The following is an 11,804-nucleotide window of genomic DNA, read 5'->3' as shown; positions in this document are numbered from 1 at the left end:
ATGAACCGCCGTGGTACGGAACCGTATGCCCGGTGGTGTGAGAGGACGGGAGTTGTAAAACTCCCTCCTACTCGATTCATGCAATGTGTTTTAAGACCATTATTGAGCTTAGGAAAAGAGCCTAGGCGTAATGTGACAATAACGCTACACTATGAATCGATAAACTAACGCTAGATTTATTATCGGCAACGTTTTAGTAAAAGGACGGTTATGACTGCAAGTGTGCGACTTCTACCTTTGATACTGGCTTTCTTTAGTATCAGCTGTTTGGGCTATGACAGAATAACGGGGCAACCCTTTGCAAGTCGCTCAGAAGTTATTGCAAAGAACGGCATGGCAGCAACAAGCCAACCATTAGCTACGCAAGTGGCATTGGATATTTTAAAACAAGGCGGCAGTGCAGTTGATGCAGCTATTGCAGCCAATGCCATGTTAGGTTTAGTTGAGCCTACAGGCAGCGGTATTGGCGGCGACCTATTTGCCATTGTGTGGGATGCAAAAGAAGAAAAGCTAGTCGGCTTAAACGCTTCTGGCCGTTCACCCAGACAGTTAACCAAAGCGGTGTTTGCCGAGCGTGGCTTGCATCAAATTCCAAAATTTGGTCCGCTACCCGTTTCTGTCCCTGGCGCTGTAGATGGCTGGTTTGCACTACACGAAAAATTTGGCAAGCTGCCCATGTCTGCGCTGCTTACCCCATCTATCAAATATGCCCGTGAGGGGTTTCCTGTTTCAGAAGTCATTGCCTATTACTGGCAGATGAATCAAGAGCGAATAGGTCATTATGACGGCTTCGCAGAGACTTTTCTTATCGACGGGAAAGTACCGCAAAAAGGCGATGTTTTTAAAAACCCTGGCTTAGCCGTGACCTATGAAAAGATTGCAACAGGCGGGCGAGATGCTTTTTATAAGGGCGATATCGCACGCACTATCGATGCTTACATGAAGTCTCAAGGCGGCTTTTTGTCATACCAGGATTTGTCGTCACATACCTCGGAGTGGGTAGAGCCCGTTTCTGCTAACTATCGCGGGTATGATGTGTGGGAACTTCCGCCCAACGGACAAGGCATAGCGGCACTACAGATTCTTAATGTGCTTGAGCACTATGATATCGAAGGAATGGGGTTTAACTCAGCAGACTACATCCATACCTTTGTTGAAGCCAAGAAGCTCGCCTTCGAAGATCGCGCTAAGTTCTATGCAGATCCAGACTTCAATGATATTCCTGTCGACTGGTTAATTTCGAAAGAGTATGCCGCTAAGCGCCAGAAGCTCATAAATAATGAACGCGCAGCGAATCGCGTTGATGCGGGTATTTATGAAGGGGATACCATTTATCTGACCGTTGCTGATAAAGAGGGCAATATGGTGTCCTTAATTCAAAGTAACTACCGCGGAATGGGCTCAGGCATGACACCTCCAGGGCTAGGTTTTATTCTTCAAAATAGAGGTGAGATGTTTACCCTTGAAGAAGGGCACTTTAACGAATATCGCCCGGGAAAGCGTCCATTTCACACCATTATCCCGGCTTTTGTAACAAGAAACGGTAAGCCGGTGATGAGCTTTGGCGTGATGGGCGGTGGGACTCAGCCTCAAATGCATGCACAAATTATTGTAAACATTCTCGACTTTGGAATGAATCTGCAGGAAGCGGGGGATGCTCCACGCATACTGCACAGTGGGTCGAGTAGCCCAACGGGCGCGTTGATGACTGATGGTGGCTATGTGAGCTTAGAATCAGGGTTCAGTGAAACCGTTCAGCGAGAACTCATGGAGCGGGGGCATAAGCTTCAACGCGTGGTAGGCGCGTTCGGTGGCTATCAGGCCATCGCTTGGGACGAGCAGAAAGGTGTCTATTTTGGCGCTTCAGAAACGCGAAAAGATGGACAAGCCGCGGGCTATTAAGCACACTAGTGTAAATAATAGGCGGCGGAGTTAATTTGTTCCCCGTTTGCTGCTTCGCTTTAAAGGGTTTCAAAGTTTGAAGCAGCCGCTACACTTTACGATAAGGTTCGCACAACAAAGCGCGGCGAATGATCGCCAGCAGCGAAACGTCAGAACAAGGCGTTAATAACAACAAGAGCGGCAATGACACAACCACAAAAAGGCCTCTGCGCTGAGCCAAATTTACATGCACAGTATTTACTACTGAACGTCATTGATGACGATAGCCAAGCCGTACGCGCCAAACTATCTCGCGTGCTGGATATATTCGAGCATTTTGAGAATGAGCACTACGAAGCCATGGTAACCGGCGTTGTCGCTATTGGCACCGGTTACTGGGCTGAGGTATACCCCGGTTTGATACCTGTTGAGCTTGCCCCTTTTCCTGATATGCAGTGTGATGATAGAAGTGCCCCCACCATGCCTTGCGATCTCTTCATTCAAATTCGCGCTGATAGGCTGGATATTTGCCATGCGGTTGGCATTGAAGTGATGGATTTGTTGCGTATTCATGTAGAACTGGTAGAGCAAATAAGAGGGTTTAGGTACTTAGATGGCCGTGACCTCAATGGTTTTCTTTATGGCGCAGACAATCCACGTGGAATGAAGCGCAGACAAGTCGGGATTATTGGCGAAGATGATCCTGATTTTAGCGGTGGCAGCTATGTTCACATACAACGCTATCGCCATGATTTAAGGCGCTGGAATAGTCTTTCAAGCCGTCAGCAAGAACAAGTGATGGGCACCACGCAAGAGCACAATTTGGTAAGTAGCGAACAATCTGAATCTTCGCATTGTGTTAGGGCAAGCACTGTTGCGCCCGATGGCGACGAACCAAGGCTAATTAAGCAAGGCATGCCATACGGTGATATGGCCTCTCAAGGCTTATTCTTTGTAAGCTGTAGTGCCAGTGCGCGGCCATTTAAACAGATGCTCCACAGCCAAATATACGGCAACGGTGAAGGCGATTATGACAGATGGCTGGACTTTACCAGTGCTGAAACAGGTGCTGCGTTTTTCGCGCCATCCATTAATTTTATTCGCCAGCAGGCTAAGTTATCTGAGTCCTAAATTTAACCGTCGCTTATGGCCATTGGGATTAGTAGACTAGCGCACCATCCCAATCCTCCTTAAAATCGACGCTTCTGTAAATTCGACAAACATCTATGTGATGATGCGCTAGCGAATCGTTTGGGCTCATAGCGACAGCGGTCTCAAAAAAAGAAATGGCCTCGTCCCACTGCTGATTTATACGGCATGCGATACCTGCGGCAATCTTGGTCTGAACCGCCAACTTCTTTTCCTGCTCACTCTCTGAAAGGTGGCTTAACACCTCGTATATTTCAATTGGCGCTTTTCGTCCTTTCACTCTTACCCAGTCAAGCAAGCGGGTTTTAATTGGGAAGCCAGACCCTATGGTCTGAAGAACTTGGGCACTTACGATAATATCCGCCTCGTATTTGGGGGTTAAAGCTTCTAAGCGAGAAGCAATGTTTACGCTATCGCCAATGACGGTGGTATCCATCCTATCTTCTGAACCTACCGTACCCATAATAACAGGGCCAAAGTGGATACCTATTCCCATATTAATTGGTTCGTAGTTACTGTTCTTTCTATGGCCGTTATATATTGTCAGCGCTTTGCGTAAGTCGAGCGCAGCATTAACCGCATCCATAGCTTTTTGTTGTGAAGATCCTTCGCGATGATCGAACAGCGCCATAATGGCGTCGCCCATGAACTTATCAATAAAACCGTGGTTTTGATGAATAGGATCGTTCATTCTGGTGAAATAAGAATTAAGAAAGTTCATCAACTCTTGTGGCGTAATACGTTCAGAAAAACCGGTAAAGCCTCTGATATCGCAAAACATAATCGCAACGTCGTTTTCAGCCGCATAGCCAAGACCCAGCGCGTCTACGTCAGAATTCGACATGTGCTCCACAAACTGCTTTGGAATGAATTTTTGAAAGGTTTGTGTAAGCCTTTGGGCCTCATCGGCAGCTGTGTGAAAGTGCGTTTCATCGTCGTTTTTTGCGACAGTGGTGGAGACATGACGCCGACGTTTAAATTGGCTAGCTCTGTATGCAAACCGACGGCTGCGCCTTACGTGCAAAGTTGTGATAGCGACACTGTAGAGAAAAAGTGCGCAAATAGCGCCAAACTGCCAATCCATTGATAACACCACACCTATAAACTGCTTTTAAATGAAGGCTAATAATCTAGCCCGCGAGGAATTCAAGTGTTACGTATGAGAGAAGCAATGAAGAAGAGGCACTAACACGCCACGGTGGGCGTATTAGTGCAAAAACTACCAGAAAGGAATTAACTTAAAGCGTTGAGAACACTTTATCTGCTGCAGCAAGGGTTTGCTCAATGACTGCAGCGTCATGCGCTTTAGAAACAAAGCCCGCTTCATAAGATGCAGGTGCTAAGTAAACGCCTTGCTCTAGCATACCGTGATAGAATTTGTTGAATTGCTCGGTATTACAGTTAATTGCTTGCTTGTAGTTCGTAACTTTCTCTACGTCAGTAAAGAATATCCCAAACATACTGCCGGCAATATTAGTAGTTAGACTAATATTGTGTTTGTCAGCAAGGGTTTGGAAACCATCCACTAGCGTTTGCGTATTTTCGAAAATTGAATCGTAAAGTCCAGGCTGCTTTATTTGCGTTAAAGCAGCAAGACCTGCAGCCATTGCTACTGGGTTACCAGAAAGCGTACCCGCTTGGTAAATTGGCCCTGTCGGTGCTATGTGAGTAATAATGTCACGACGGCCACCAAAACAGCCCACTGGCATGCCGCCGCCAATGACTTTACCCAAGCAAGTCAGGTCTGGTTTGATGTTATAACGCTCTTGCGCCCCGCCGCGAGATACGCGGAAGCCTGTCATTACTTCATCAAAAATCAATACGCTGCCATATTGGTCACAAATAGCGCGAAGTCCTTCAAGGAAGCCTTCCACAGGAGGGATACAGTTCATGTTACCAGCGACAGGTTCAACGATAATGCACGCAATATCATCGCCATGGGCTTCGAAGATTTCTTTTACGCTGTCTAGGTTATTGTATTCAACGGTAAGCGTATGCTCAGCAACATTTGCTGGAACACCTGGTGAACTTGGTACACCAAGGGTTAGCGCCCCTGAGCCCGCTTTCACTAGCAGTGAGTCGGCGTGCCCGTGGTAGCAGCCTTCAAACTTAACAATTTTGTTTCTGCTCGTGTAGCCGCGAGCCAGGCGAATAGCTGACATGGTGGCCTCTGTACCAGAGTTCACCATGCGTACCATTTCCATAGATGGTACCAGTTCGCTAACCAACTCAGCCATGATCACTTCAGCTTCGGTAGGTGCACCGAAAGATAGGCCGTTATACGACGCTTCAATAACCGCTTCGCGAATTTGAGCGTTATTGTGACCTAGAACCATAGGGCCCCAAGACTGAATATAGTCAATATATTGTTTGCCATCCGCATCCCACATGTAAGCGCCATCAGCTTTCGTGATGAAGCGAGGTGTACCGCCTACCGCTTTAAAAGCGCGAACGGGTGAATTTACGCCACCAGGAATGGTTTTTTGGGCGCGGGTAAATAGGGCTTCAGATTTTTGCATGTAATTACTTACTCTTATTGCTGTACCAAACAACGTCACGCTCGTACTTAGTGAGAAGGTTTTCTACACCCAGAGTAAGCGCAAACAATGCCATTCTGACAAGTACACCATTGTCGGTTTGTCTAAAAATGGCGAGGTTTGGATTAAGGTTTAGATCGTTATCCAATTCGTTGGCTTCCATACGTGAATCTCGTGGAAGTGGATGCATGATAACGGTCTTCGACTGAAAGTGTTTCGTGTAAATCGACTGATTAAGGCGGAACTTACCTCGGTATTTGTTGGCTTCTTCTTGAGAAGGAAAGCGCTCTTCCTGAATGCGTGTTTGATAGCATATGTCCGCATCCATATTCCCTTCAAGGGTATCGGTAATCGTAAGCTGGTGCCCCGCATTTTCGATGGCGTCTATAATGGGCTGAGGCATGGCCAGCTCTTTTGGCGAAATGAGCGTAAAGCGAATGTTTTTAAACAAACATAACAAGCGAGATAAAGAGTGTACTGTTCGGCCGTAACGCAAATCACCAATCATGGCGATGTGTAAGCCGTCAATGCCGTGGCCATTGTATTCCAGTTCACGTTTAATCGTGAACAAGTCCAACAGTGCTTGGGTTGGGTGTTCGTTTGCACCATCACCACCGTTGATAACAGGTACACGACTACCTTCGGCAAATTCTGCCACTGAACCCGCCGCAGGATGTCGCATTGCAATAATGTCGGAATAGCCGCTCAGCACACGGGCTGTGTCGTACAATGACTCACCTTTAGCCAGCGCAGAGCTCGACATGCCGGTGGTTTCTCTAACTTCACCACCTAAAAGGTTGAATGCGGTACCAAAGCTAACTCGCGTACGGGTACTTGGCTCAAAGAAAAGGTTACCGAGAATGGCGCCATCTAGCACGGTTGTGCGCTTTTGTCGTTTGGCATAGGGTTGCATGGAATTGGCAACTGAGAACACTTTCTCAATGGCCTCGCGATCGAATTGATTAACCGAAAGAATGTGGTTACCGGTAAAGTCAGACATGCGCTTCTCAATCATCAACGAAAACGGCGCTAGTTTATAATACCGCTGGGGTTAAGTCATTAGCGCAACGTTAATCTTGCCTTAGGTTTTTCTCTGTTTGGCGTTTTATTGAAAAGGGCTTTCCACAAATCAAAATGCAAGTGTGCATGTGCGCAGATGTCGGCTAATTGTGTTGCTGAGTATAGTGGGTAAAGAGTAAAAGGATTTTTTCAGCCGCGCTATTTACGTGGGCTGTAATCGCTTCGTCTTGAAGCGGAGACTGTATGCCGCACAGCATCATGGTGTGATATTCCCCCTTAAGCAGGGCGCAATAATCTACTGCCAGCTGTTGGGCGATATCACGGCTTAAGCTACCTTCTCCGAACTTCTCTATGACATCACTCAATGTAGATAGGGAAGCTTCTGGGCCAGCCTGATAAAAAAGTGTTGCCACATGAGGGCTATTTACCGCTTCAGCTATAATTACTCGAAAGATAGCAATGGCTTCAGGATCTTGTAAAAGTCGCACAAACTGACAGCCAACTTTTCGTAAACATTCTAATAGTGAGAGTGAACCTGAAGTGGCGTCGATAAGTTGCTGGGTGTCGAGTTGGTATGATCTGCATTTCGATGAGATTGCCGCTTTAAAGAGAGCATCTTTTCCTTCGAAATGAGAATAGACCGTTTGTTTAGACACACCAGAGGCTTTAGCCACAGTGTCCATAGATGTGTTGGCAAAGCCCTCTTTTAAGAACAGGCAAGACGCTGCATGCAATATAAGATGGTATTTCTCTTCGCTTTTAGGTCGGCCTTGCTTTCGAGTGGTAGCCACGTTCGTTCTCACTTTATTGACGAATATTTAAATATCAAACTGGACGGTCTAGTATTTATATACTAGCATAGCACAATAAGTATGCAAATATAGCCCAGAGCAAACGCTAAACTGGTTAAAGGAAATGTTATGACTGCTGCAACGACGCCTTCTAAAAGTGGCAAACTCTCACTTATTATCGCTATTGCCGTTTTTACTGCAGCGTTGGTCATTCTTTTGATGACAGCAGGGCTTGGCAATGCGACACAAACGCCAGAGGCAAGAGTTCCCGTTGCAGTGTCCACTGGAACAGTCAAAATTCAATCGGGCTTTGAAACTCCAATCAATGTTTTTGGGCTTATCGAATCCCCACGGGCCACTTCGCTTTCATTCGATATGGCAGGGCAAGTCAATACATTACTTGTTGAAGAGGGCGATGTAGTAAGTAAAGGGGATGTTCTAGCCCGTCAAGATATTCAGCGTCTCAATGCCAGAAAACGTGAGCTTCAAGCCTCACTTGAGCGTGCAAACGCCGACCTTGAGCTTGCTAGAGTAAACAGCGAAAGAACCACGTCGTTGGTTGAGAAAAAGCTAGAATCAGCACAGCGACTAGACGAAGTAAAGGCAAGTTTAAATGTCGCTAAGGCCCAAGTTAATGAAATGCAGGCCGCCCTTGAATCACTGAATGTAGAAATAGAAAAAACGACCCTTATTTCTCCCTTCGATGGCGTAGTCAATAGACGCTTTTTTGATGAAGGCAGTGTAGTTAGCGCTGGAACCCCCGTGTTTGGAATTACGGGCATAGAGAATTATCAGGCTCGTTTCGCGGTACCTGCCGATGTTGTGGATCAGTTTGACCTTAATGAGCCGGTGCTGGTTAGCGTCGGGGATATTGATGTGGCGGGAACTGTTACGCAACGCTTACCTGTTCGCAACGTGCAAACGCGAACCATTGATATTTTAGTGACATTAAATAGTAATGAGCGGGTACGCCCCGGTGACATGGCCATTTTGTCTGGATTTCGTTCTCACTCTGAGACAGGAAGTTGGCTGCCGGTTAACGCGCTAAGCAACGGCTTGCGCGGTTTGTGGCGTGTATTTGTTTTATCAAACGAGCAAAACGCCACCCTTGAAGCCCGTGTAGTGGAAGTTGTATATACCGACGGAAACAACGCGTTTGTGCGCGGAGCGCTCAAAGATGGAGATGTTTACGTAAGCGAAGGTACACACAAACTCGCACCTGGCCAAATGGTATCAATCCCCAGCCAACATCAAGCTGGGGCACGCTAATGAAGTCATTTAACTTCGGCTCAGATAAATCTTATCCATGGTATACCTTATTTTACCGACGAGGGCATTTACTCATACTGAGTCTTCTGGTGCTAGTCACAGCAGGGTTGTCAGCATTAGGCTCTCTGCCGCGTATTGAAGACCCGCGAATAGATACGCGAAACGCATTAATCATCACTCAATACCCAGGCGCATCGGCGGAACGGGTAGAGGCTTTGGTTAGTGATGTGCTTGAAGACAGGCTTAGAGAAATATTTGAAATAAAGGAAGTGAAGTCCACGTCGCGTGCTGGTATCTCCATCATTCTCATAGAGACGCAAGACTGGATAAATAATTCAAGTAACGAACAATTATTCAGTGAAATTCGCGATGCCATTGGCGCTGCCGCTGAGTCATTCCCTGAAGGTGCCATGGCGCCAGTTTTCGATGAGAAGCGCGGTGCGACAGCGTTCACTTTATTGCTGTCTGTGCGAGCAGACCACTTTGAAAATACCCCTATTACACTCACCGCGCGTTTAGCCCAAGAACTTACAGACAGGCTGCGAAACGTTAATGGCACTGAGTTAGTACGTGTATACGGCGCACCGCAGGAAGAAATTAGCGTCAATATCGACCCTATTAAGCTTGCTGCAACGGGTCTTACCTTACAGCAAGTAAGTAACTTAATAAGCCGCGCCGACCCCAAATTGCCTGCGGGTATGCTTAACTCCCAGCAAAGCAATTTGCGCTTTACAGTGGGAGAGGGCTTAAATGGCGTGAACATGATTGCTTCAATTCCCTTAGTTAACGAGCAAGGCCGCTACTTACGGGTAGAAGACATCGCTACAGTGGAGCGCAGTTTTACTACCCCTCGCAACGAAGTGGCATTTCTAAATGGTGAAGAGTCTATCTTTGTGGCAGCGCGTATGCAGCCGTCACTGCGTTCTGATGTATGGACAGAAAATGCATTAGCAGTAGTGGAGCAGTTCAATAAAGACTTCAGCGGAACCTTAACCGCGACCGTCGCATTTGAGCAAAACGAATATACCGCTACTCGCCTTGCTGACTTATCGATGAACCTGCTTATGGGGTGCGCCGTGGTCATGATGGTTATTCTACTTTTCATGGGGTTTCGTGCTGCGTGGATTGTGGGCCTGGCACTTCCCTTATGCGCCGCTTTTGCCTTGTTCTCTTTAAGTTTTTACGACGAGCAAATTCACCAAATGTCTATCTTTGGCATGATCATCGCCATTGGTTTACTAATCGATAATGCCATTGTTATTACCGATGAAATTCGCATTAATTTACAAGATCCTAATTTAACGCGAGTAGGTGCTATGGCCAAAAGCGTTTCACATCTATTTGTACCGCTGCTGGCTTCAACGCTGACGACCATTTTAGGCTTTATGCCCATCTTTCTTTTAGATGGAAACATTGGTGACTTTGTTGGCCCGATTGCCATTAGCGTGGTGATGGCACTTATTGGCTCGCTGTTTATTTCTCTTACTATCATTGCAGCCCTCGCTGCCCGATTTTTGCCAAAGCACGACAATAGTTCGCAACATGAAACAGCATCGAAGGCGTGGTGGAAAGTGGGATTACAAGCGCCAGAGCTCAGTCTCGCTTTTAAAAAGCAATTGGGTAGATGGGTTAAACAGCCAATTTTGGTGTTACCGGTTATTGCTTTGCTTTGTTTATCTGGCTTTGTACTGTCTAAAAGCTTAGCCAATGTGTTTTTCCCAAGTGCAGATAGAGACCAGTTCGAAGTGTACCTGTGGACCAAAGAAGGGAGCAGTATCGACAACACAACGAGCTATGTTAAAAAAATAGATAGTGCTATTCGCAGTGAGCAAGGCGTGAAACAAGTTAGTTGGTTAGTCGGGGGCTCTGCGCCGTCGGTGTACTACAACCAGATGATGACGCGTGACAACATGCCTTATTTCGCAAATGCTGTGGTGTCGACAGATACAGTGGATGACGCTGTTGCGCTAGTGGGCAAACTACAACAAGAGCTTGATAGCGCGTATCCAGAGGTACAAATTGTAGTGCGAGCCTTTGGGCAGGGTCCGCCTATTGCGGCGCCTGTTGAGGTAGAGATTTTCGGCCCTGATCTGAATGTGTTGAACGACCTAGGCGACAAAGTACGCATGTTAATGTCTGAAGTCGACGGCATTTCTCAGTCTATAACCAGCGTTTCAATGGGAGAACCCGAGCTTAAAATAAACGCGGACAGCGATAACCTGTCTTACTTGGGGCTTACGCTTTCCGAGCTTGCCAATCAAATGCAGATAAACTTTTCAGGTATTACCGGTGGTTCTGTTTTGGAAAGCACAGAAGAAATTCCTGTACGCGTAAGGCTAGACGAGGCGTATAGACAAAATGTAACGGGCGTAGACGCCATGCCAATTCCGGTTGCAGGAGACAATGCTATTTCTTGGTCTCCACTTGCTGCTGTAACAAACTTAACGCTTCAGCCTGCAACCAGCAGTATCACGCGCCTTGATGGCGAAAGGTTAAATCGTATTCAGGCGTTTTTGCTTCCTGGTGTCCCGGCCATTGATGCAAGTAACCATTTGCGAGATCTGCTCGAAAGTCGATTAATTCTTCCCGAAGGATATCGTATTCATTTAGCGGGAGACGCTGATGAACAGCAGCAAGCATTAGGTAAATTAGCGACCTATGCGCCGGTGCTGTTGGTTCTTATGGTAACAACGCTCATTCTGACTTTTACCAGCTTGCGCATGGCGGGTGTAATCGGATTAGTGGCAATACTTTCTGTAGGGCTGGGTATGTTCAGTCTTTGGATATCTGGATTGCCGGTTGGGTTTAATCCGCTGCTAGGTTGTGCAGGCCTTATTGGCGTAGCAATCAACGGATCGATAGTGGTCATTGCCGCTATCAACGCGAACCCCAAAGCAAAGCAGGGAGACACGAAAGCCATTGTTGAAGAAACCATGAGCTGCAGCCGCCATATTTTATCGACTACTTTCACAACGGTAGGTGGATTGATTCCTTTGCTATTGTTCAGTGAAGGTAGCTTTTGGCCGCCGTTGGCCGTGGTGCTGGCTGGTGGAGTAGGATTCTCGGTAATCTTGTCGTTAGTCTTTACGCCAACTATAGTGGCTGCTTTTCAACGATACCGTTATAGAAATCACACATTGGCATAATTTTACGGTTA

At 46.8% G+C, this 11,804-nt stretch carries 8 protein-coding genes; 4 read left to right on the top strand and 4 right to left on the bottom strand.

Features of this window, described 5'->3' with window-relative positions:
* Positions 1–210 precede the first annotated feature (210 nt).
* Both ggt and WA381_RS13150 read left to right on the top strand, forming a co-directional pair.
* A complete protein-coding gene (ggt, locus tag WA381_RS13155; RefSeq protein WP_156085825.1) occupies positions 211–1,902 on the top strand; it encodes a gamma-glutamyltransferase in 1,692 nt (563 codons plus the stop codon).
* A 183-nt stretch (positions 1,903–2,085) separates the two neighbouring features.
* The gene (locus WA381_RS13150) at positions 2,086–3,012 is read left to right on the top strand and encodes a Dyp-type peroxidase (RefSeq protein WP_014948006.1); all 927 of its coding nucleotides are present in this window, start codon (positions 2,086–2,088) and stop codon (positions 3,010–3,012) included.
* A 28-nt stretch (positions 3,013–3,040) separates the two neighbouring features.
* Here WA381_RS13150 and WA381_RS13145 read toward each other — a convergent pair whose 3' ends face one another.
* From WA381_RS13145 to WA381_RS13130, 4 genes are all read right to left on the bottom strand, one after another.
* Complete coding sequence (locus WA381_RS13145; RefSeq protein WP_014948007.1) at positions 3,041–4,114, bottom strand: adenylate/guanylate cyclase domain-containing protein; 1,074 nt, start codon at positions 4,112–4,114, stop codon at positions 3,041–3,043.
* Positions 4,115–4,268: 154 nt separating this feature from the next.
* Positions 4,269–5,549 (bottom strand): glutamate-1-semialdehyde 2,1-aminomutase, encoded by a 1,281-nt coding sequence (hemL, locus tag WA381_RS13140; RefSeq protein ID WP_156085826.1) that lies wholly within the window; start codon positions 5,547–5,549, stop codon positions 4,269–4,271.
* Positions 5,550–5,553: 4 nt separating this feature from the next.
* Complete coding sequence (locus WA381_RS13135) at positions 5,554–6,567, bottom strand: aspartate carbamoyltransferase (protein WP_014948009.1); 1,014 nt, start codon at positions 6,565–6,567, stop codon at positions 5,554–5,556.
* A gap of 163 nt (positions 6,568–6,730) precedes the next feature.
* On the bottom strand, positions 6,731–7,378 hold the full coding sequence (locus WA381_RS13130; protein WP_014975467.1) for a TetR/AcrR family transcriptional regulator: 648 nt from the start codon (positions 7,376–7,378) through the stop codon (positions 6,731–6,733).
* A 129-nt stretch (positions 7,379–7,507) separates the two neighbouring features.
* Here WA381_RS13130 and WA381_RS13125 point away from each other — a divergent pair, with 129 nt between their 5' ends.
* Together WA381_RS13125 and WA381_RS13120 are read left to right on the top strand one after the other, a co-directional pair.
* Positions 7,508–8,647 carry an efflux RND transporter periplasmic adaptor subunit gene (locus tag WA381_RS13125; RefSeq protein ID WP_156085827.1) on the top strand — a complete coding sequence of 380 codons (1,140 nt, stop codon included), beginning with the start codon at positions 7,508–7,510 and terminating at the stop codon, positions 8,645–8,647.
* Positions 8,647–11,793, top strand: coding sequence for an efflux RND transporter permease subunit (locus tag WA381_RS13120; RefSeq protein WP_156085828.1), 3,147 nt, complete (start codon positions 8,647–8,649; stop codon positions 11,791–11,793). Before WA381_RS13125 ends, WA381_RS13120 begins: the two co-directional genes overlap by 1 nt.
* Positions 11,794–11,804 lie beyond the last annotated feature (11 nt).

This window comes from Alteromonas sp. CH_MED4-4, from assembly GCF_037029575.1.
GTDB classification, from domain to species: Bacteria; Pseudomonadota; Gammaproteobacteria; order Enterobacterales; family Alteromonadaceae; genus Alteromonas; species Alteromonas macleodii.
The sequence above is the reverse complement of the archived record's forward strand: the minus strand, read 5'-3'. Positions and strand labels throughout refer to the sequence as shown.

Coding starts and splice junctions, on each gene's coding strand:
- ggt (WP_156085825.1), top strand. CDS start 211: ATGACTGCAAGTGTGCGACTTCTACCTTTGATACTGGCTTTCTTTAGT.
- WA381_RS13150 (WP_014948006.1), top strand. CDS start 2,086: ATGACACAACCACAAAAAGGCCTCTGCGCTGAGCCAAATTTACATGCA.
- WA381_RS13145 (WP_014948007.1), bottom strand. CDS start 4,114: ATGGATTGGCAGTTTGGCGCTATTTGCGCACTTTTTCTCTACAGTGTC.
- hemL (WP_156085826.1), bottom strand. CDS start 5,549: ATGCAAAAATCTGAAGCCCTATTTACCCGCGCCCAAAAAACCATTCCT.
- WA381_RS13135 (WP_014948009.1), bottom strand. CDS start 6,567: ATGTCTGACTTTACCGGTAACCACATTCTTTCGGTTAATCAATTCGAT.
- WA381_RS13125 (WP_156085827.1), top strand. CDS start 7,508: ATGACTGCTGCAACGACGCCTTCTAAAAGTGGCAAACTCTCACTTATT.
- WA381_RS13120 (WP_156085828.1), top strand. CDS start 8,647: ATGAAGTCATTTAACTTCGGCTCAGATAAATCTTATCCATGGTATACC.